This is a genomic window from Natronospirillum sp. (assembly GCF_022565775.1).
Lineage (GTDB): Bacteria > Pseudomonadota > Gammaproteobacteria > Pseudomonadales > Natronospirillaceae > Natronospirillum.
Genome location: NZ_JAIUMC010000052.1, coordinates 1 through 21,257, shown reverse-complemented (window position 1 = coordinate 21,257; position 21,257 = coordinate 1). Strand labels below are relative to the sequence as shown.

At 57.7% G+C, this 21,257-nt stretch carries 22 protein-coding genes; 8 read left to right on the top strand and 14 right to left on the bottom strand.

Translation table 11 applies throughout. From position 1 onward, the window contains the following. Window positions 1-86 precede the first annotated feature (86 nt). The 3 genes from LAT62_RS10695 to LAT62_RS10685 all read left to right on the top strand — a co-directional run bounded on the left by LAT62_RS10695 (window position 87) and on the right by LAT62_RS10685 (window position 2,448). Complete coding sequence (locus LAT62_RS10695; RefSeq protein WP_293383234.1) at window positions 87-1,175, top strand: DUF3524 domain-containing protein; 1,089 nt, start codon at window positions 87-89, stop codon at window positions 1,173-1,175. A 92-nt stretch (window positions 1,176-1,267) separates the two neighbouring features. Next, the gene (locus LAT62_RS10690; RefSeq protein ID WP_293383231.1) at window positions 1,268-1,762 is read left to right on the top strand and encodes a DUF1566 domain-containing protein; all 495 of its coding nucleotides are present in this window, start codon (window positions 1,268-1,270) and stop codon (window positions 1,760-1,762) included. Continuing rightward, window positions 1,759-2,448, top strand: a complete 690-nt coding sequence (locus LAT62_RS10685; protein WP_293383228.1) for an alpha/beta family hydrolase — start codon at window positions 1,759-1,761, stop codon at window positions 2,446-2,448. The genes LAT62_RS10690 and LAT62_RS10685 overlap by 4 nt, the downstream gene beginning before the upstream one ends. Here LAT62_RS10685 and LAT62_RS10680 read toward each other — a convergent pair. The 6 genes from LAT62_RS10680 to LAT62_RS10655 form a co-directional block, all read right to left on the bottom strand. Continuing rightward, window positions 2,440-3,423 (bottom strand): glycosyl transferase family protein, encoded by a 984-nt coding sequence (locus tag LAT62_RS10680; protein WP_293383225.1) that lies wholly within the window; start codon window positions 3,421-3,423, stop codon window positions 2,440-2,442. The two genes, LAT62_RS10685 and LAT62_RS10680, sit on opposite strands and share 9 nt — an antisense overlap. Window positions 3,424-3,439: 16 nt before the next feature. Continuing rightward, the gene (locus LAT62_RS10675) at window positions 3,440-3,781 is read right to left on the bottom strand and encodes a TusE/DsrC/DsvC family sulfur relay protein (RefSeq protein WP_293383222.1); all 342 of its coding nucleotides are present in this window, start codon (window positions 3,779-3,781) and stop codon (window positions 3,440-3,442) included. Then, window positions 3,775-4,065 (bottom strand): hypothetical protein, encoded by a 291-nt coding sequence (locus tag LAT62_RS10670; RefSeq protein ID WP_293383219.1) that lies wholly within the window; start codon window positions 4,063-4,065, stop codon window positions 3,775-3,777. Before LAT62_RS10670 ends, LAT62_RS10675 begins: the two co-directional genes overlap by 7 nt. After that, entirely contained in the window at window positions 4,062-4,418 is a 357-nt protein-coding gene (locus LAT62_RS10665) for a DsrE family protein (protein ID WP_293383216.1), read from the bottom strand. Before LAT62_RS10665 ends, LAT62_RS10670 begins: the two co-directional genes overlap by 4 nt. A gap of 1 nt (window position 4,419) precedes the next feature. Further along, the gene (locus LAT62_RS10660) at window positions 4,420-4,770 is read right to left on the bottom strand and encodes a DsrE/DsrF/TusD sulfur relay family protein (protein ID WP_293383213.1); all 351 of its coding nucleotides are present in this window, start codon (window positions 4,768-4,770) and stop codon (window positions 4,420-4,422) included. Between the two features lie 78 nt (window positions 4,771-4,848). Beyond that, complete coding sequence (locus LAT62_RS10655; RefSeq protein WP_293383210.1) at window positions 4,849-5,508, bottom strand: Bax inhibitor-1/YccA family protein; 660 nt, start codon at window positions 5,506-5,508, stop codon at window positions 4,849-4,851. A gap of 234 nt (window positions 5,509-5,742) precedes the next feature. On the opposite strand from LAT62_RS10655, the gene LAT62_RS10650 reads away from it, so the two are divergent. Continuing rightward, window positions 5,743-6,420 (top strand): TetR/AcrR family transcriptional regulator, encoded by a 678-nt coding sequence (locus LAT62_RS10650; RefSeq protein WP_293383207.1) that lies wholly within the window; start codon window positions 5,743-5,745, stop codon window positions 6,418-6,420. Window positions 6,421-6,438: 18 nt separating this feature from the next. Here the strand turns inward: LAT62_RS10650 and LAT62_RS10645 are convergent, their stop codons facing one another. Next, the gene (locus tag LAT62_RS10645) at window positions 6,439-7,176 is read right to left on the bottom strand and encodes an enoyl-CoA hydratase-related protein (RefSeq protein ID WP_293383204.1); all 738 of its coding nucleotides are present in this window, start codon (window positions 7,174-7,176) and stop codon (window positions 6,439-6,441) included. 145 nt (window positions 7,177-7,321) lie between these two features. Here LAT62_RS10645 and LAT62_RS10640 point away from each other — a divergent pair, with 145 nt between their 5' ends. Beyond that, entirely contained in the window at window positions 7,322-10,225 is a 2,904-nt protein-coding gene (locus LAT62_RS10640) for an insulinase family protein (RefSeq protein WP_293383201.1), read from the top strand. Window positions 10,226-10,227: 2 nt separating this feature from the next. On the opposite strand, the gene xthA is transcribed toward LAT62_RS10640, so the two are convergent. Then, window positions 10,228-11,046, bottom strand: a complete 819-nt coding sequence (gene xthA, locus LAT62_RS10635) for an exodeoxyribonuclease III (RefSeq protein ID WP_293383198.1) — start codon at window positions 11,044-11,046, stop codon at window positions 10,228-10,230. A gap of 110 nt (window positions 11,047-11,156) precedes the next feature. Here xthA and LAT62_RS10630 point away from each other — a divergent pair, with 110 nt between their 5' ends. Continuing rightward, a complete protein-coding gene (locus LAT62_RS10630) occupies window positions 11,157-11,918 on the top strand; it encodes a TSUP family transporter (RefSeq protein WP_293383195.1) in 762 nt (253 codons plus the stop codon). Between the two features lie 60 nt (window positions 11,919-11,978). After that, window positions 11,979-13,304 carry an HD-GYP domain-containing protein gene (locus LAT62_RS10625; protein ID WP_293383192.1) on the top strand — a complete coding sequence of 442 codons (1,326 nt, stop codon included), beginning with the start codon at window positions 11,979-11,981 and terminating at the stop codon, window positions 13,302-13,304. A gap of 19 nt (window positions 13,305-13,323) precedes the next feature. On the opposite strand, the gene LAT62_RS10620 is transcribed toward LAT62_RS10625, so the two are convergent. The 6 genes from LAT62_RS10620 to LAT62_RS10595 all read right to left on the bottom strand — a co-directional run bounded on the left by LAT62_RS10620 (window position 13,324) and on the right by LAT62_RS10595 (window position 20,015). Continuing rightward, a complete protein-coding gene (locus LAT62_RS10620) occupies window positions 13,324-14,586 on the bottom strand; it encodes a site-specific integrase (protein WP_293383189.1) in 1,263 nt (420 codons plus the stop codon). Window positions 14,587-14,720: 134 nt separating this feature from the next. Continuing rightward, entirely contained in the window at window positions 14,721-16,418 is a 1,698-nt protein-coding gene (locus LAT62_RS10615) for a methylmalonyl-CoA mutase family protein (protein ID WP_293383186.1), read from the bottom strand. Beyond that, on the bottom strand, window positions 16,405-17,385 hold the full coding sequence (meaB, locus tag LAT62_RS10610) for a methylmalonyl Co-A mutase-associated GTPase MeaB (protein WP_293383183.1): 981 nt from the start codon (window positions 17,383-17,385) through the stop codon (window positions 16,405-16,407). Before meaB ends, LAT62_RS10615 begins: the two co-directional genes overlap by 14 nt. After that, complete coding sequence (locus LAT62_RS10605; protein WP_293383180.1) at window positions 17,386-18,807, bottom strand: phenylacetate--CoA ligase family protein; 1,422 nt, start codon at window positions 18,805-18,807, stop codon at window positions 17,386-17,388. A gap of 74 nt (window positions 18,808-18,881) precedes the next feature. After that, a complete protein-coding gene (locus LAT62_RS10600; RefSeq protein WP_293383177.1) occupies window positions 18,882-19,307 on the bottom strand; it encodes a cobalamin B12-binding domain-containing protein in 426 nt (141 codons plus the stop codon). A 15-nt stretch (window positions 19,308-19,322) separates the two neighbouring features. Further along, entirely contained in the window at window positions 19,323-20,015 is a 693-nt protein-coding gene (locus LAT62_RS10595) for a GntR family transcriptional regulator (protein ID WP_293383174.1), read from the bottom strand. A gap of 248 nt (window positions 20,016-20,263) precedes the next feature. Here LAT62_RS10595 and LAT62_RS10590 point away from each other — a divergent pair, with 248 nt between their 5' ends. After that, entirely contained in the window at window positions 20,264-21,238 is a 975-nt protein-coding gene (locus LAT62_RS10590; RefSeq protein ID WP_293383171.1) for a hypothetical protein, read from the top strand. Window positions 21,239-21,257 lie beyond the last annotated feature (19 nt).

Here is a 21,257-nt window from a genome sequence, read left to right as displayed (position 1 = left end):
GTAAGCCAGCGGTGTGCAAGTCCTGATCGAGAAGGCGCCTGCGGGCGCCTTTTTTCGTTTTGTCTCGGGTTTGAGGTAAACCGATAATGCGAGCACTGCTGCTCTCCGCCTATCATGCTGACAGCCACCGGCGCTGGGCCGAGGGCGTGATGCGCTGGCTGGGTCGTGCAGACTGGACGCTGCTCGACTTGCCCGGGCGGCACTTTGCCTGGCGCATGCGGGGCAATCCGTTGACGTGGCACACCTCTGCCGCAGAGACACTCTCTCGAGAGTATGATCTGATACTGGCAACGTCCATGGTGGATCTGGCGACCCTGATCGGCCTCTATCCGAACCTGGGCAGCGCCAGAAAGCTGGTGTACTTCCATGAGAATCAGTTCGCCTATCCGCTGTCACCCCGGCAGAAACGCCATGCCGAGCCCTTGATGGTGAGCATCTACAGTGCACTGGCTGCCGATCAGTTGCTGTTCAATTCGGACCACAACCTGACCACTTTTATGCTCGGAGCCAGGGAGTTTTTGCGCCGCATGCCCGAGCGCCTGGATCTGTCATTCATTGACGCCCTGGAAGCCCGCTCACAGGTTCTCCCAGTGCCTTTGGAGCCCCTGAATGAGGATGTTTCAACTTCCGGCCAACTGCCACAGCGTCAGCTGGGATTGCTGCTGTGGAACCACCGCTGGGAGCATGACAAGAACCCGGACCTTTTCTTTGCCGCCTGCAGAGAACTGGATCGTCTTGATGTCCCGTTCCAGATGGCGGTTGCCGGACAGCAGTTCCGGCAGCAGCCGTCGGTATTCGACATCGCCCGCGATGAACTGGCGCACCGAATCACGCACTGGGGAACCCTGCCCAGGGCCGAGTACCGTGAATTGCTGACACGGGCGAGCATCGTTGTCTCGACGGCTGACCATGAGTTCCAGGGACTGGCGATGCTTGAGGCTGTGCAGGCCGGTTGTGTACCACTGGTTCCAAAGCGACTTTGTTATCCGGAATTCTATGCGACGGACTACTGCTATGATGGTGGTCTCAACGACCTTGTCAGAAGACTGTCTGACTGGTTGCCATCACCCTCCCGTATGCCCGGCTTGCCAGAAATCGACCAATGGGAGTGGCCGGTAATGCTGGCACGCTATGAGCATGCCATATACGATAATCCAGAATCCGAACAAGACTGACAGGACACAGCAGTATGAAAACACCGGTATTATGCTCCAAACTCAAACTGGCGCTTCTGTTGTTGATCCTCTGCCTGACAGGGAATGTTGCTTTGGCACAGGAGGCAATGCGGGACAGCGATGAATTCATGGTACACGACAATGGCACTGTCACGGATCAGCGGCTCAACCTGATGTGGAGTGCCTGTGCAGCAGGCATGACCTGGGACGCAGGGAGTTGTGTGGGAGAGCCATTGCGTTTGAACTGGAATGGCGCTCGTCACGCGGCGCGGAACAGCACGCTGGGTGGGCATGACAACTGGCGCTTGCCGACCATTCAGGAGTTGCGCGATCTGGTGCATTGCTCTTCCGGCCGGCGTCAGGGGCCCGACAACACGGATGGTGGCTATCGCTGTGATGGCGGTTTTGCCAGCCCGACTATTGTGGAAGACGCCTTTCCTGATACTCCGGAAGAAATGTTCTGGTCCTATTCACCGAGCCTGTTTCTGTCCTTTGGCAGCATGGGCGTTTTCTTTCGCAGTGGCGGTTCATTTCACCGAGATCGGGAAGACCTCTACCTGGTGCGCTGGGTCAGAGACCTTGATTGAAAACAGATATTGGGGACGAAAGGGTGGTTTATTGGTGGCAGGATAAGCCCGATAATCCACACGGCAGGATAGTGCTGCTGCATGGTGCCGGTGCGCCCGCTGACAGTGCATGGATGAACGAAGTGGCTTCCTGTCTGTGTACTCAGGGCTGGTGGGTTCTGCGAGCTGAACTGGCCTATATGGCACAGCGGCGGGAAGACGGCCGGAAACGACCGCCACCGCGCGCCGACCGGTTGCTGGAAGAGGTCAAGTCACTGGTTGCCGAAGTCCCAGGGCCCGATGAACTGCCGCGGATACTGGCGGGGAAGTCGATGGGTGGCAGACTGATGTCCATGCTGGCAACCCGCACACTTTGGCCTCAGTCCATGCAGAAACCGGCAGCAGTGCTGGCTCTGGGGTACCCTTTTCATCCGCCGGGCAAACCGGAGCGCCTGCGCACCGATCATTTCGCCGATCTGGCAGTGCCGTTGCGAGTGGTTCAGGGAACACGTGATCCGATGGGGGGCGCCGAACTCGTCAAAGGCCTGACACTGCCCGACACTGTCAGTCTGGATTGGGTAGGGCAGGGCAATCATGACCTGCGACCCCTCGGGCTGCGCAAGCAGGAGGTCTGGTCTCATTTGCACCATACGCTAGTGCAGCAGCAACCCTGGTTGCAGGCGCGCGCGCAGGCGCAATCACAGTAGGCTTCGGTTCCTCTCTGACCAGGTCTGCCTGGCCCTGTCTCGGGCCTGTTCAGGCGTCAGGTTCTCATGGGCTTCAAGCGCCAGCGCGAGGGTTTCCGTCACCGCCGCCTCACCATAGCGGTCGTTTGACTGACCTCGCCAGACGGCCAGCAGCTCCTTGATGTCCAGTACCTCCAGCCGGTTGGCCCGATCCGTGAACACACGGGGGAGCGTTGTTTCACTGGTCTGGCCCATTCTGGACCAGTATTGAGTCAGGTCTGCATGCGGATTACGCTCGAACTCACCGCCGTCGCCCTTGATCACCAGTGTGGTCTGATACCCCAGCAAGGCTGCAGCGCCCTGGTGCAGCTTGTGATAGCCCGGATGGAAAATGGCCTGCAGCACGGTAGGAGCGGCAAAGGGGTTCAGCAATCTTGCAAAGCTGTGTACCGGAGAGCGCAAGCCGAGCAGATGCCGGAGTTGAATGATCTCTTCGAGCTGCGGCGCCAGCACTGCCAGCGGCAGGAATGCCGGTTGGGCAGGATCCCAGGTCGTCAGATCTTCCCGTGACTGCAGCACCGGCAGCCCGAGAGTCTGATAGACATCCTGCACATAAAGTCTGCCCGGGGTGTGACCTCGGGTACCGTGAATACACTGTCGATAACCCAGGTCCGCCAGCAGGCACTGCACCAGCACCAGCCAGGGCAACTGTCGTTTCTTGCCGGCGTAGCAGGACCAGTCGATATCAACGGAGACAGAGGGCAGAGGAGCCCATCGAGACTGAACTCCGGTGCAGAAGCCGGCAATCTCCTCGGCAGTCTCTTCCTTGACCCTCAAGAGCATCAGAAAGGCGCCCAACTGCTCAGGGTGCACCGACCCCTCCATGATCAGTTGCATGGCTTCATGGGCTTCCTGTTGCGTCAGATCGCGACTGCTGGTCTTGCCTCGACCCAGCGTGCGTACAAAATGGGTAAACGGGTGTTCTTCTGCTGCCATGGTCACGGTGTCCGAATTACAAGCAATGAGGAGGTTTGGGCAGGCCGGCAATGCGTGCAGCATCCTTTGCCGGGCTGCCACCAAACAGTGTCATCAGATAAATGGAGGAGCCCTTGTCCTCGCCCAGGCGCTCGCGAACGACCTTGACCAGTTGCCGGTTGGCGGGTGCAAGATCGTAGTTGAAATAGAGTTCTCGCAGCAGCTCCAGGACGGGCCAGTGCGCCTCTTCCAGCTCGATGCCTACCAGCGTTCGGGCTATCTGGTGAGCCAGCTCCGGCGACCAGCGGGCAGGATCGAGCAGAAAGCCGTCCTGATCCAAAGGAAAGGCCTCGTCATGGAGATGAAGGGTGTCTACCACTGTATCAGGCTCCCGTTACATTCCACGATGGCACTCGCCCAGGCATCATCATCCAGCGCGATCAGGCCTTCTGGCACTGTCAGTCCCGCCGTCTCCGCATCTAAAGCCAGGCACCAGGCCCGGCGAACCTGAAGGTGGCTGAGCAAAGCCGGCAGATCCGGGTCAGTCAGCGCACAGAAGAGGGCATCACCACCCAGGATCAGGTCATCGCCGGGGGCCACAAACGAGAGCATGCTAGGCCAGTGCCGTTTGCACAGCACCAGATGTGTGCTGTTGGTCGTCACAATACCATCACCTTCCTGCTGTCTTGCATCAGTTCATGCAACTCTGGCCATGTCATGAGCCGTATGCTGTCGCGCAATACCGAGGGTTTCAGGCTGCGCAACGTATCGGCTTCGGCCTGTGGCACCAGAAACCGTTGTATGCCGAACATTCCGGCAGACTGCCAGAGTTTGAGCAGTGACTTGTGGCCTTCCGACGGCCTGTGCTCTGCCAGATGCAACAGCCCTGAGCCGGTGAAGATCACCTCTGTCTGACGATCAAACACACCGCCCGTTACGGCCAGATCAAATGCCTCCTGACTGACAAAGCCGGCACTGGGCGGGCGGGTAATCAACAAACAGAGATCAGTGGCCATATCAGTCTCCAAAATGCAGATGACGGTCTGCCTCTTCGCAGCCGGCCAGCCAGTCGCCCAGGCCGACAATCTGCCACGGGGTACCGGGTGCTTCTACGCCCCGACGTTCAGCCGCCGACACGCAGACATAGAGAGGGCATCCGGATTGCGCTGCCAGTTCGGCCCAGCGTGCCGTCAACGGAGATTCCGCTCTGGCGGCCTGCACACCGTCCTGGTAGAAAAAGACCTGAGTCAACTGATGGCCGGCGCGCAGCATGGCCTGCGCCAGGCGCAAGGCGCGTTGATGCTGGTCAGTGACAAATGGGGAGGCGGTCACTGTCAGTGCAAAGGTCATGGCTTGAGTCGGTTTCACCCTGAACTCCGGTCGTTGGGGAGCAGATACAAAAAAGCCCCGCAAGGCGAGGCTTTAACGTGCATCCCGGGGATGCATTCAGTCGTTCATGACGCCGAGGATGTGCAGCAGGCTTACAAACAGGTTGTAGATCTGCATGTAGAGCATCACGGTCGCCCGGATGTAGTTGTCTTCGCGATTGTGCACGATTTCACTGGTCTGCCACAGGATCAGGCCGGAAGAGATCAGCATGAACATGCCGGACGCAGCCAGACTGACTGCCGGCATCTGAAACAGCAGACCACCCACCATCAGCACAACGGCGGTCAGAATGCCGATCATCAGTGCGCCACCCATGAAGCCGAAGTCCTGACGTGTTACCAGGGTATAGGCTGACAGCGACAGGAATACGAAGGCTGTACCACCCAGTGCCTGATACACAATGGACGGAGCTACCGACAGGTACGCATTAAGGATGGGCCCCAGCGACGCACCCAGCAGGCCGGTAAAGACAAAGGTCCACAGCAGGCCGCTTGATTTGTCCCAGGTTCTCGGCAACACGAACCAGCTGATGCCGACACCACCCAGCAGGCACATCATGGCCATGCCGTGGGGCATTCCGATCGCTACGGAAAAGAAGGCTGTGACAGCACTGAAAGCCAGGGTCATCCCCAGCAGCATATAGGTATTGCGCAGCACCTTGTGCGTCGCAAGTACCCCACTGCCCGCATGGGCGACTGTCTCACGATATTCAGCCATGGTTGTTCTCCATATCAACGATGTTGTAGTTGACAAAATGCTGCCTGATTCTGGTCCAGAAGACCGGATTCACAGCAGCAAGCCAACTTTGATTAGTTGGGTTGCTGCCTAATATATAGAGTCTTGCACCTGAATTACAAGCCAGTAGGTCGTAAAACGGTACGTGAGCCAACAACGCTCGCCTTCACCTTGATGTTTGGCTACAATAAACAACCGTTTGAAACAGTTGTTTGAATGATGCCGAGTTTGAAGCAGATGCCCTCCAGTGACCTCACCGATACAGCTTCGCGCATTCTGGATGCTGCAGAGCATTTGTTCGCCGAGCATGGCTTCACCGAGACGTCCTTGCGCTCGATTACCACACGGGCTGGCGTCAATCTGGCGGCTGTCAATTATCATTTCGGATCGAAAGAAGCGTTGGTGCAGGCTGTCTTCGAGCGGTTCCTGACACCATTCTGTCGTCGACTGGATCGGGAACTGGATGAGGCCATGGCCCGTGGGGATGGTCAGAGCCCGCCGCTGCATGATCTGTTCGGTCTGCTTGCACGCACCATGCTAGCGGGAGTTGAAGATTCAACCAATGACAGCAAACTGAGTATCTTCATGCGCCTGCTGGGGCTGGCCTATACGCAATCTCAGGGACACTTGCGTCGTTTTCTGCGCGACCACTATGACAGCACCTACCGGCGTTTCGTTTTGCTGGTACACCAGACCACCCCGCATGTGAGCCCCAACGAGCTCTTCTGGCGCATTCATTTTGCCGTGGGGTCAGCAGTATTCACCATGGGCAGTGTGGAAACCCTGCGTGCCATTGCCCGAAATGACACGCATCAGGACAATACCCTCGAAGATATCCTGCACAAGCTGGTGCCCTTTGTCGCCAATGCATTGAATGACGACCGGGACCACTGACCCAGCCTGTTACGGGCCTTATTTCGACTCGTAATAGCTTTGGCGCGTAGCGGCCAGCAGGTCCGCCAGGTCGTCACTGCGTTCGGGATCGAAGTTTTCCGGCGTGGAATGGCTGAGAATGATTTTGGCCTGACGTAGGGTTACCGGTGACAGGGCCAGCCAGTGCTCGATGCGGGCATCGACACAGGCCTTCAGACTGCTTTCCGGAACCCGCTCCTGAATCAGCCCCAGGCGCTGTGCCTGACCAGCATCTATTTCTGCCCCGGTCAGCATCAATGCTCTGACCGTCCGCTCTCCCATGACGCGTATCAGATAGGGTGTCGATATCACCGGCATTGCCGCCTGGTGAATCTCGTTCATCTGATAGCAACTGGTTTCAGTGCCGATGACGTAGTCACAGCAGGCCAGAATGCCCAGCGCACCCGCCTGTGCTTTACCCTGAACTTCGGCCAGGGTGGGCACCGGGAAATGCATCAGTGTTTCCAGCATGCGGCTGATCTGGCTAGCGCTCAGCGTTGACTCATGACGCGGAGAGCCACCGATGCGCCGCATCCAGTCAGGATCAGCGCCCAGGCAGAAATTGTCACCCTTGCCGCGAATGTGCAGCACTCTCACCGAATCGTCCTGCGCGAAGTCATCGAGAGCGACAATAAAGGCACACAGTACGTCCTCGTCATAGACATTGCCGCGTTCCGGACGGTTGAACACGATACTGGCAACACCTTGCTGCAGGTTGGCTTCAATGGATTGTGTCATGAATTCACGCTGTTATTGTTGTCGTTTGATAGGGTCGGTATTAACCGATAATTAAGACACAGTGTCATCGAATTGCAACTCTCATGCAGAGTCCTTTCAATTTCTGTAAGCTTTACGGTCGTCACTTCAACGAGCAGTTTTGACTATGCAGCATGGATTCGAGCGTATAGACAGCTACCCCATTTCGTCACTGAAACTGGAATTGCAGCATTTCCGGCATCAGGTGACTGGTGCAGACCACTACCATCTGGCCGCCGATCATGATGAAAATGTCTTCATGGTGGCTCTGCGCACCACGCCCCAGGATAATTCCGGGGTGGCTCACATTCTGGAGCATACGGTGCTGTGCGGCAGCGAACGATATCCGGTCAGAGACCCGTTTTTCCTGATGATGCGCCGTTCGCTGAACACCTTCATGAATGCCTTTACTTCCAGTGACTGGACGGCCTATCCGTTCGCCAGTGAAAACGACAAGGATTTTTTCAATCTGCTGGATGTCTATCTCGACTCGGTATTCTTTTCCAATCTGGCAGAAATAGATTTTGCCCAGGAAGGGCACAGGCTGGCCTTCAACAAGGATGATCCGGAAGGGGGTCTGGAGTTCCGTGGCGTGGTCTACAACGAAATGAAGGGCGCCATGAGTTCGGCCACAGCCCGACTCTATCAGACCATTACCCGCTATGTGTTTCCGACCACCACCTATCATTTCAATTCAGGCGGGGAACCCCAGTCCATTCCCTCGCTGAGCTATGATGCGCTGCGGCAGTTTTACCAGCGCCATTATCATCCTTCCAATGCCATCTTCCTGAGCTTTGGTCGAGTAGATCCACAGCGCATACAGGCCGAACTGGCCAGCAAGGTGCTGCAGCGCTTCCCGACGTCTGTTCAACCGGCAAGGGTACCGCGCGAAGAGCGATACGCGGCTCCGGTGCAAGTGACCGAGCATTACCCGGTCAGCGCGGAAGAGGGCGAGACCGCCAAGGACCATCTGGTGATGGGCTGGTTGCTTGGCGAGAGCGCCGATATGGAAGCCCAGCTGGAAGCCCACTTCCTGTCCGAAATATTGATGGGCAACAGCTCTTCGCCGCTGCGCGCCGCGCTGGAAACCACAGATCTTGCCGCTTCGGCTTCACCTCTGATGGGGGTGGAAGACTCCAACAGGGAAATGATGCTGGTATGCGGTGTGGAAGGGGCCAGGGCAGAAGATTCGTTGGCCCTCGAAAACCTGATTCTAGACACCCTTCATCAGGCAGCAGAAGACGGGATTCCGGCAGAAGATCAGGCCGCCGTGCTGCATCAACTGGAGCTCGGCCAGCGAGAGGTGGGCGGAGACGGCATGCCTTTCGGCCTGCAATTGATCATGACGGCCCTGCCGGTCGCGGTGCACAGTGGTGTCGTTCATCAGGCACTTGATATCGACGAGGCACTGACCCGGATGCGGGCCAGAATTGCCGACCCTGAATACGCGAGGCAGCTGATCCGAGAGCAATTGCTGGACAACCCGCATCGGGTTCGCTTGACCCTGAAAGCGGATGCCGAATATCAGACCCGGGCAGACGCCGAAGAAAAACGACGTCTGCAAACCCTGGCTCGCCAACTCGGTAACAGTGAACGGCAGGCCATTCAGCAGCTCAACAAGGCACTGGAGGCCCATCAGCAGACTGAACCCGACCTGGACAGTTTGCCCAAGGTCACGCTGGATGATGTCCCGACCACCATGAAAACCCGACAACCAAAACGGCGAGATGATGACTGTACCGCCTATGGAGAAGGCACCAACGGGTTGGCCTACCTGACCTGGGTGCGCCCGCTGGACGATCTGACAGCAGATCAGTTGCGCTGGTTGCCGCTTTACACCACAGCCCTGACAGAAGTCGGACTGGGTGAACTGCCTTACACGGAGATCCAGCGTCAACAGGCCCGGTTCACCGGCGGCGTGTCTGCAGGCACACCGTCGCGAGCCCGCATTGACGACCCCAATTTTCTCCATCGCTATCTGACAGTCAGCAGCAAATCACTGCAGGTCAATGCCGAACAGATGAATGACCTTCTGCACAGAACGGTGCACCAGGCCCGTTTTGACGAGTCTGGCCGACTGCATGAACTGTTGCAGACCATGCTGTTGCGCCGCTTGCAAGGGGTGACCAGCAGTGGTCACGCGCTGGCCATGACCGCCGCGTCCGCTCCGTGGAGTGCCAGTGCGGCACAGCAGCATTGGCAATCCGGGCTCTTCGGTCTCATCTGGCTGAAGTCTCTTGTCAAGTCGGATAAAGACAATTATATCAATGATGTAGCTACTTCTTTGAGCGCGTTACATGAAGTGCTTCAGTCCCGTCCCGGACACTTGCTGGCCATAGCCGAACCCGACTGGGTCGACCAGGCACTGCCTGACCTGAAAGAACGCTGGTCGGGCCAGTCGGGCGCACCGTTGGCACCTGCCTCTGGGGTCGATCTTCCGGAACAGCTCCTGCACACCGCCTGGATTACCGATACCCCGGTCAATTATTGCGCACGCGCGTTCCCGGCCGTTCCTGTCGACCATCCCGATGCCGCGGTGCTCGCCGTACTGGCGGGCGTGCTGTCGAATGGCTTCCTGCATCGTGCGGTGCGCGAGCAGGGTGGGGCCTATGGTGGCGGCGCCAGCTATGACATGCCAAACGGCGTCTTCCGCTACTTCAGCTATCGCGATCCGCGTCTGCAGGATACGTTTGCCGATTTCGATCAGTCGATCGACTGGTTACTGGAAAAGCAGCATGGTTATCAGCCGATTGAAGAGGCCATTCTCGGCCTGGTATCCAGCATGGACAAGCCAGGATCGCCGGCAGGTGAGGCCCGCAGGGCCTTCTTTGATGAGCAGTTCGGTCGCGACCTGATCTTCCGGGAGAGTCTGCGCAGTCGCATACTCGCGGTGGGTGAAGCGGATCTCAAGAGAGTGGCACAGGCCTACCTGACCCAGCGTGACGAGGGCTGCTTCAGCCAGGCGGTAGTTACCGGGGCTGATCGGGCAGGGCTGTGCGAGGAGCTCGGGATGAAGATTGTGGAGCTCTGAACTCAGAGGTCGTAATCCCCCCAAACCGGGGCGTGATCTGACGGCTTGTCCATGGCTCGGGTGTCATAATCGATGTCCGAGCCTGTACAGGCCTTCGCCAGCGGCGCCGTGACCATCAGGTGGTCAATGCGCAGGCCGCGCCTCGGGTCGTCTTCGAAACCGCGTGAACGATAGTCAAACCAGCTGAACCGATCATTGCGCTGCGAATGGTGCAGGCGAAAGCTGTCCTGCAACCCCCAGGCTTTCAGCTCTGCGATCCATTCACGCTCTTCCGGCAAAAAGGCGCACTTGCCTTCCCGTAGCCAGCGCTTGCGGTTGGGGTCGCCAATGCCGATATCGGTATCTTCCGGTGCCACATTGAAATCACCCAGGACCACTATCGAGTCTTCCGGTGTGTGGTTGGCCTGCAGCCAGTTCAACAGGTTGCGGTAATAGGCGACCTTGAGTGGAAACTTGTCCGGATGGTTTCGATTTTCCCCTTGTGGAAAATAGCCGTTGATGACTGTCAGTGGCACAGATCTGCCAGGCAGTTCATGGCGGGTAATCAGCAGTCGGCGCTGGGCGGTATCCTCTTCCTCCGGAAAGCGCGCCGCAACGGCCTGACCCGAATCCCGAAACAGCGTTGCGACGCCATAGTGGCCCTTTTGGCCATTGAAAACCACGTTGTAGCCCAGGGCTTCCACCGCTTCACGCGGAAACTGATCGTCATGAACCTTGGTTTCCTGCAGGCACAGAATGTCTGGCGCCCAGCGCTGGGTGATGGCCTCGAGTTGATGCAGGCGAGCCCTGATGCTATTGATATTGAAGGATATGATGCGCATTGGTGTCCCCTGATCTTGATGGTGTCGTTGCTTCTCCGGTTGCCGCTCTGCCGGAGGTCCATTAAAGTGCGCCATTCTAGCAGCGCGGACAGTGTGGAGACAGATTGGAAATGGAGCTTCTTAGCAGTCCTGACATACTGGCCATGCTGTTCCTGGCGGCATTGATTGCCGGCTTTGTGGATGCCCTGGCGGGTGGCGGGGGGCTGATTACGCTGCCCACCCTGTTGTTGGCGCAGGTGCCTCCGGTAGCAGCCCTGGCAACCAACAAGCTGCAGGCATCCTTTGGTACGCTGACGGCCAGTTGGCGCATGCTGCACAGTGGCATGGTGCGCTGGCAAGACGTCAAGGGGCTGTTCTGGGCCAGCGTTGTCGGTGCCGCATCGGGCGCTCTGCTGGTGCAATTTGTAGACCCCGGCATTCTTCAGTTCGTTATCCCGATCGTACTGATCGGCATGGCGCTTTATTATCTCCTGATTCCCGGTGTCGTAGCCGCCTCTCGACCGCGCATCAGTGAGCGCAGCTATCGCCTCGGCCTGGCGCCCGGCATCGGATTTTATGATGGCTTCTTTGGCCCTGGTACCGGATCCCTGTTTGCGTTCACCCGCAACAGTCTGCGCGGAGATTCATTGCTGGAGAGCACCGCCAAGGCCAAGATCATGAATTTCGGTTCCAATGTAGCGGCGCTGGTGCTGTTTATCGCCGGAGGTCATGTCGCCTGGCTGGCTGGAGGCATCATGATTATCGGGGTGCTGATCGGCTCAAGCCTGGGCAGCCATCTGGTGGTCAGGGGTGCCGTGCACTGGATTCGCCCGATGATCGTGATTGTTTGTGTGGCGATGGCAGGGCGCTATTTCTGGGCCGAGGCACTGTGAACTGATTGACCACCGATCAGTCGCGCGATAGGCTTTAAGGCTGCGCAGGAGAATTGAAGTATGTGGTTTGGCAAGAAGACCGGACAGAGTAAACGGGCAACTACCCGGACTCCGGACCGGGACAATGTCGCCCGAAAATCCGCGCAGGGTGGCCGTAGAAGAGTCGCCGAAGAAGAACTGGTTCGACGCAAACTGCCTGTTGACTACCTTGCAACCGGGATGAAAGTGGTAGAGCCGGATCGACCATGGACCGATATCCCCGTACTGCTGCAGGAATTTGTGATCACCGACCCCTCTCAGGTTGAGGTGCTGCGCCACTACTGTAATTGGGTAATGGCCGAAGCGCCCGAGTCGGTGATGGCCGCGATTGAGCAGCGTATTGAAGCCCTGCGGACAGGTGCCCACAACCCCTTTGCTGAAGAGGCCGCGCTGCATGAAGAGCTGCCGCGGGCCCGCAAGGCCTACGCGGATGTGATGGATTTTGTCGACAGCACCACCCGGGCGATAGAGCAGGGCAGTATGGTTGACCTTCAGGTGGCTCGGCCACTGGTGCGCCAGTGTGTTGAAAGCATCAAGGCAAACCCCAATGCTCTTTTCTGGCTGGCACGAGTCAAATCACAGGATGCCTACACGGCTGAGCACTCGTTGCGCGTGGCGATCTTCGCGATCGCTTTCGGCCGCTTTATGGATATGACAGAAGAAGATCTGGAGATTGTCGGCCTCTGTGGTCTGCTGCACGATCTGGGCAAGCTCAAAATCAAGTCGGACATTCTCAACAAGCCCAGCCGCCTGGACCCTGATGAAATGAGCGCCATGCAGAAGCATGCAGAATTTGGCTGGCGAATGCTGCAAAACAGCCCCAGCGCTGTGCCGGATATCGTACTTGATGTGACTCGACACCATCACGAGCGCTTGAACGGCACGGGTTACCCCGATGGTTTGAAAGCACAGCAAATCAGTCGATTTGCGCGTCTGATTGCCATCGTTGATGTCTACGATGCCATTACCAGTGACCGGGTTTATCGCGGAGCTCTGTCGTCCAGCGAGGCCATACGGATTCTCTACGAAGGCCGCGAAGAGCAGTTCGACCCGGACATGATTGAAGCCTTTATCCGTATGGTGGGTGTTTACCCGCCCGGGTCCCTGGTGGAACTGACAACAGGGGAGGTCGCCATCGTAAGGGGTTCACACCCGGCACACAGGCTGAAGCCTCGCGTCGAGATAGTTCTGGGGCCAGACAAGACGCCCTGCAAGCGCCGGTTGCTGGACCTGGCCGGAAACCCGCCCGATATGGCCGGCAACGCCTATGGCGTGCGTCGCACTCTGCCTGACAACGCCTATGGCGTCAGTTTACAGCAGGAGATTGATCGCGTTGCGGCTGTTTGACTGAGCAACATTATTTCTGTCAGGAGTCTGCCTTCATTGGCTTGTGCCGCGCGCTGGCATGCCGCTCCCGACGTTCCGCATCAATATAGCGGTCGGTAGTGAGGCTGCTCGCATGGCCGGCGTCATCGCGCACATGATCAACCGGCCGCTGTTTTACGTCTTCCGAAATGCCGGTATGGCGCAGCCAGTGCACGGTCGCTGCCTGGAGTTCGTGGGATTCATCGGACAGCCCCTTGAGTCGCATACGCTCCACAGCCTGGTCGAAACACTGTTGCACGATGGCTCGGATATGACGGGTCGAAGTAACGGCCTTGCGCCCCCCCAGAGTGGGTATCAGGGGGGTACGTTCACCGGGGGTCGGTAGGGGGGTCAGCCCCAGGTGGCCCCGGTAGCGTTTCAGGGCCTTCAGCATGGCATCCGACACACTGACCGAGCGTGCCTTGTTGCCCTTGCCCACCACCTCAAACCACCAGTTATTGTCGCTGTCGCGCCGAAAATCCGACATGGTGGGGATATGACGTTCATCAGCCACCAGTTCGGAAATACGCAGATACATGGCATACAGACACTGCATGACGAACAGGGTTCGTTCATGGCGATCCGGATATTCGTCGGCAAGATGTTCCGCCGTTTCCAGCACAAAGTCCCACTGCAGGTTGCTCAGGCGACGCACTTCACGGCGCTGCCCGGACACCAGATATTTGCTCTTCTGACGAATAAGCGCCACTGGGTTGGACGTGACTGCTTCTTCCTGGATCAGAAAATTGAAGAAACTCGACAGGATGGCAAACAGGCTCTTGATGGAGGCCTGACTAGAGGCATAGCTGGAGGGATCGGGTGACCGGCCAGCGCGCGCCTGAACCTTGCTGACCGACACCACAAAGGGCCGCCAGTCAGGGTGTGTTCGCCGCTCATCATCCGGGCCGGTGAAGCGAGCGCAGTTCTTGGTGCCAATCCAGGCCCGCGGTGGCTCCTGACAGAAACGGATGAATTGCTCGATGTCTTCACGTTTCAGATCCCGAATGCTTTTTTCCTGTACCAGCCAGCTCCATTGCAGCAGGCGCTCGAGTTCTCGCCGATAAGCATTGAAGGTGGCCGTCGAGCCTTCGTAAGACGCCAGGAAGCGCAGCGCATGCCAGAAGTCATCCTCATGGGTTGTGCGTGCCTGTACCGGCAGATGCTCGGGTACTGAGCCCGTGTGTCGCGCAAAGGGATCGGGAAGATAGGCCAATTGATCAAAAATGGGGGGTGGCGGCTGACGCGTGACACTGGAAGCAACCATGGCAAATCGACCCGACAACGGAATAGGAATGCCGCAAATCATGCGCTTTTTGCGGTACCATCGTCAATACCGATAATAATAATTATCGGATATTATGCTTATGTCTCTATCAACCAAAGTGTGGACAACGCCGGTCAGATGACCGGCTTCTCCCGGTAGGTTCCCCAGATGCCTTTCAGGGTTTCCACAATGTCTCCCATTGAAGCGCCCTCTTTCACCAGGTCTATGGTGATTGGCATCAGGTTTACGGATTCGTCCTCGGCCTGTTCTTTCAGTTGCACAAGCATCTTCTGGACTTTTTCCTCATCGCGATTATCCTTGACCCGGTTCAGGCGCTCGATCTGCCGGCGCTCGGTTTCCGGGTCATGCGGATGCGTTTCAATCTCGACGTCGTCTTCGTCCTGCACGAACATGTTGACACCGATGACCGGCCTTTCCCCGCTGGCCTTGCGCAGCGCGAAGTCATACGCCGAATCCGAGATACCGCGCTGGAAGTAGCCATCGTCAATGCACTGCAGCGTGCCGCCGAGTTCTTCTACCTCATCGAGAATCTTCCAGACTTCCTGCTCGATCTCGTCGGTGAGCTTCTCGACATAGTAGGAGCCGCCCAGCGGATCCACCACCTGGGTTATATTGGTCTCATGGGCGATGATCTGCTGGGTGCGCAGGGCAATCCGCATGGCCTCTTCGGTGGGAATGGCGAAGGCCTCGTCCATGCCATTGGTATGCAGCGACTGGGCCCCGCCCAGAACGGCGGACAATGCCTGCAGTGCGGTGCGGATCGGGTTGATGGTGTACTGGGGCTTGGTCAGAGTGGCGGCGGCCGTCTGGGCGTGGAAACGCAAGCGGCATGCTTCGGGCCTGGTGGCGCCGAATTTTTCGCGCATGATCTTGGCGTAGACCCGACGGGCAGCGCGAAACTTGGCAATTTCCTCGAAGAAATCCGCCTGGCTCACGAAGAAGAAAGACAACCGTGGGCCGAATTCATTGACATCAACGCCTGCGTCTATCGCCGTCTTCACGTACTCCATGGTGGTGGCCATGGTGTAGGCCACTTCCTGAGTCGCGGTCGAGCCGGCTTCAGAGATGTGGTAACCGGAAATATTGATCGGGTTGTACCGTTTCATGTGCTCGGCGCCGTACTGGATACAGTCACGGACCAGACGAACCGACGGCCGCACCGGGAATATCCACTCCTTCTGGGCAATGTACTCCTTCAGGATGTCGTTCTGAATCGTGCCCGACAGATCATTAAGGTCGTAGCCACGCTTCTGCGCTACGGCAATGTACATGGCGTAGAGAATCCAGGCCGACGGGTTGATCGTCATGGACACCGAAATCTTGGTCAGGTCGATATCGTCAAACAACTCCTCCATGTCGGCCAGCGTGTCGATGGCCACACCCTCGCGCCCTACCTCACCCTGACTCATGGGATGACTGGAGTCATACCCCATCAGTGTGGGCATGTCGAAATCGGTCGACAGGCCGGTCTGGCCCTGGGCAATCAGGTACTTGAAACGCCCGTTGGTCTCCTTGGCGGTGCCAAAGCCTGCAATCTGGCGCATGGTCCAGTTCCGGCCCCGATACATGGTGGGATAGGGGCCGCGTGTGAACGGGTACTGCCCCGGAAATCCAATCTCTTCAAAGGGGGTCTCCTTGAGATCCAGGGGTGTATAGGTTCGTTGGGTCGTCATGCCCGAAGCGGTGGTGTATTCGGATTTGCTCTCCGGCGCCCGTTTGACAAAGGACGACACTTCGTTTTTTTCCCACTGCTCAAACGCTTCTTCAATATGCTTGAGGGCAGTCGGGTCGTACTGGTCAGTGCGTTTCATGAATCGTCTCCTTCATCGCTTTTAACAGGCTAACCGCAGCACCATGAGGGTCCAGCTCGCGCTGGGTTACCTGCTTGAGCAGCGCTTCGGTCTGCGACCTGCTGTCACGTGCAAAATTATCCCGGACAATCTGTTCGGCGACCTTCACCACCCGGGTCAATGCAATCTGGTGTCGCCGTTCGGTTATTTCACCACTTGTTTTCAGGTGTTCGGCATGGCGATCAATGGCGGCCATCAACTCGCCAAAACCGGTATGCTTTTCGGAACTGGTGGGCACCACCGGTACTCGCCAGATGCCCTCGCCCTGCTCCAGGCTCATCATCAGCATGCCCTTGAGCTCCTGAATGGTTCGGTTGGAATCCGGTCGGTCCGCCTTGCTCACCACGTGCACATCGGCAATTTCCAGCACACCCGCCTTGATGGCCTGTATGTCGTCACCCAGGCCGGGCGCATTGACTACCACAGTGGTATGGGCAGCCCGCACGATATCGACCTCGTCCTGCCCCACTCCGACTGTCTCGATCAGGACGATGTCAAAGCCGCCGGCATCGAGCAGGTCCACGGCGTCCAGAGCCGGCCGGGCCAGTCCTCCCAGGGTGCCCCGTGTGGCCATGCTGCGGATAAACACACCAGGGTCGGACACCAGATCGCCCATGCGAATGCGGTCACCCAGGATGGCACCGCCGGAATAGGGGCTGGAGGGGTCTATCGCCACGACACCGACTTTTCGGCCGCTGGCCCGATATTCATGTACCAGTTGCGTCACCAGCGTCGATTTTCCTGCGCCCGGTACGCCGGTAATGCCTACTACATGGGCGTTACCGGTACTCTTGTAGAGCTCGGCCAGAGCCTCACGGACTTCAGGATTGTCGCCGCTTTCTACACGGGTAATCAGCCTGGCGATGGCACGGAGGTGACCCTCTCGCACCCGCTCAGCCAGTTGCATCGAGGGTATGCGGTTGATCATTCAACCTCCTCGCTTCTGGTTGAGGCTCTGATAGAGGTCCCGGTCGTCCACGACACGCTGTGCCTTGAAGTCGGTACGCGGGAAGGTCTCCGGTTCCACCATGATCACCCGTGCCCGCACGCCCAGCACCCGGCTCAGTGCCGTCTCGGCTTTTTCGCGCAGTGACCTGACCGCATCCTGACCCTGCTCTGCGATTACCTGATTGAACTCGGCCTTGACCGCCAGTTCATCCATCGAGCCGTCACGTGAAATGATGATACGATGCTCGCCTCCGTAGCCGTCGAGGCCCTCGAGGATTTCGGCGATGGCGCTGGGATAAACGTTTTCACCCCGAATCTGGAACATGTCGTCGATCCGGCCGTAGATGCCTTTGGGCAGTCTCGGATAGGTGCGACCACAGGGATTGTCATCCATCACCCAGTGGGTCAGATCGCCGGACAGCATGCGGATCATAGGCTGGGAAGTTCTCTCCAGGTGCGTGTAGATGGGTGTGCCCTGCTCGCCATACGGCACTCGGCGATGGGTGTCGGGGTCTGCCACCTCGGTATAGACGATGTCCTGCCATAGCAGCATGCCCTCGGAGTCGGCGCTGCCGGCGGCGTGCATCCACGGCGTCATCTCTGCCATGGTGCCGCTGTCCACTACTTTGGCACCATAGAGTTCCTGAATCTTGTCCCGAATGGACGGAATCGAGCCACCCGGCTCACCGGAGAAGAACATTACCCGGATGCCGAATGCTTTTGGGTCCACCCCTTCTTCTCTGGCAACCTCGGCCAGGCGCAATGCGTAGGACGGCGTTGAGTAGAACCCGGCGGGCTTCATCATCTGCAGCCAGGTCACCGCGCGTGCGGTCATGCCGGGTGCTCCGGCACCAAAGGGAAAGGCCTTGCAGCCCAGTCTCTCGGCCCCGATCAACGCTCCCCATGACCCCATATAGAGACTGAGGAGAGCGCCCACAAATACTGTATCTCCCGGTCGCAGGCCCATACCCCACATGATGCGCGCATGGTTGTTGGCAATCGCATCCCAGTCACTTCGGGAGATACCAAACGCGGTGGGCCGGCCAGTTGTGCCGGAGGTGCCGTGGATGTGGTAGATGTTGCTTTCCGGGCAACACAGATAGTCGCCGAACGGCGGATGCTCCGCTTGGGCGTCACGAATCTCCTGTTTGTGAACCACGGGCACCTGTTCAAAGTCTGCCAGGCTACGGATATCCTCAGCTTTTATACCGGCCTCATCCCATTTGCGCTGGTAGAACGGCGAGTGATCATAGGCGTAGGCCATAACGTCCCGAAGCCGGGCGACGATCAATTCATCTCGCTTGGCAGGGTCCATGGTTTCACGCTCGCGAAACCAGTAGGGGCTTTTCGGGTCCGGGAAATAGTCGTTGCTGTAGCTGGGGGGAAATTTCCACTCTTCCATCGGAGACTCCTGATATTGTTATTGGCTGTCGTCTGAGGAAATCTGTATCGGGTCAAGCGTGACCGGAATCGAGGTCAGCGGTCTCCGCGCTCTGCGACCAACTGGCGGAAAGAGTCGATAATTTCCTGGGGTGGTGTGTCCTGCAGAAGAATCTTGTGTACGCCCATCTGGTACAGTTCCTTCACATCATCGTCCGGGATGACACCGCCACCCGTGACAATCATGTCCTCCGCTTCCTTGTCTTTCAGGAGCTGCAGTACCTTGGGAAAAATATGCATGTGCGCTCCAGACAGCAGGCTGATGCCGAGAATATCCACATCTTCCTGGATGGCGGCGTCCACTACTTCTTCCGGCGTGCGATGCAGCCCGGTATAGACCACGTCCATGCCGGCATCCCGCAGGGCACGCGCCACTACCTTGATGCCGCGATCGTGCCCATCAAGGCCGATTTTCGCCAACATTACCCGAATCACTGCTGCACTCTTGTCATTGTTTTGCATCGCAATCTCCTTGGATTACATGGCAGCGTTGCCACTTCTCTTGGTGGGTTCACTGCAGCTTTGAATTTCTCGCTGCAGCCAATCCGATGCGGTTTCCACATGCTGCCGGGCCAGCAGCTCGGCCGTCTGTACGTCTCCGCTCAGTACCGCATTCAGTATTGCTTCGTGCTCATCCCAGATCTGTTGCTGGTTTTTTTCGACAATGAGGATGTCGCGCATAACGCGTCGCACGTGATTCCAGTGCGCTTCCATCGAATCGAGGATGAACCGGTTGCCGGCCAGTTCGTAGATAAAGCTGTGAAAGCGCATATCGGCGTCGATCAGCGCGGAGAGATCATGTGCCTTCCCGGCAGCACGTCCCTGGGCAATGATGGCTGCGCCACGTTCCCGGGCAGCTGCGTCAGCTCGCTGGGCGGCTAACCCGGCACTGATCAGGTCAATCCCGCCCCGAAACTCGTAAAGCTGTGCGACAAAACTTTCATCAAGCACCGACACCATCAGGCCCCGACGCCCTGCCGCGGAGAGAAAACCATCATCGCGCAGACGCTGCATGGCCTGGCTCACCGGCAATCGCGACACATCCAGCCGCGCGGCCAGCGTCTCCTGGGTGACGCGCTCACCCGGCTTGAGCAACCCCTCCACGATGGCATTGACCACAGAGTCGTAGATCAACTCCGGCAGACTCTTCCCGGTTTGGATTTTCTTCATTAATCAGATTCCAGGACCAAACTAAAAAATGTATATTGCATACAGTATTCACCATGCAGCGAACTTGTCAAATTTGATAATCGACCCATCAGGCACTGCCTGACATCTATATGTGTCCGCCGCGCAACTGCATATCGCCTCTCATTCAGCACAATGGCTACTCTAATGTGTCAAATTCGTGTAATTTGCAAAAGTCGCCGGAAAGGGCATTACCGGCCATACCCACCTGAACTAAAGGATTGACTCTCATGTACCGAATTTTTGCTTTTGCAGGCATTAGCCTCTTTACCTTGTTCCTGACCGCCTGCGGCGGCACCCAGATGCTCTATTATTCCGAATCGGACCCAGGGACCTATCTGGTCACTGATGATGGGTCGGAGGTCATATTCCTGACCAGTAGCGGGCACAGCCCAACCATCTCCCCCGACGGTGAACAACTTGTTTACGTCAACAACAACTCGCAGTTGGTGTTGCGCAACCTGAACTCCAGCTCCGAAAGCACCATCACAGATCCTACCGGCGGCATTCGATGTCCGGACTCTTTTTTCGCACAACCCAGGCAGTCCCAGTTTTGCTGGTTCCACTCGCCGCGCTTTTCACCTGATGGCACCGAGGTGGCCTTCATCGTTGATTTTCAGTATCACACCACCCCACAGCTCAATGGGCGACTGGGTGTGGTTCAACTTGATACGCTTGATTTCAGCTTCAATATGCCGTCCGGAGGTCTGTCACCCTTGGGCATCATTCATGCACCAGCTTACTCACCCGATGGCAGCCAACTGGTCTTCTCCGCGCAACCGGAATTGACAGGTGACTTCCAACAACCCCGCGACCAACTGGGCAGAGGAGATATCTATGTCATGGATGCCAATGGTGGTTCTGCGCAAAAACTGACCAGCGGCGGCCAATTTGCCCAACCAGCATGGGGCTCCTTCGGCAATCTGGGTGAGCGAATCGTATATGTGTCACACGAGGATGATTATCAGCAGATTCACTGGATGCGCCCCACAGGCTCGCAAAAGGAGCGATTGACGGACAACAGTCACAATGACTTCAGCCCGGCAGTCTGGCCTGGCACTCCCCTGATTGCTGTTCTGTCAGACCGGCCTTCTGATGTTGAGGGCGCCGACGTCTACACACTTGAGATCGACGGCACCGAACATCGCCGCCTGACCACAGATGGTGGCAGCAAGAATCTGTTGCATTGGGCTGTGGGGGATTGATCCAGGCGAAGACCACTAG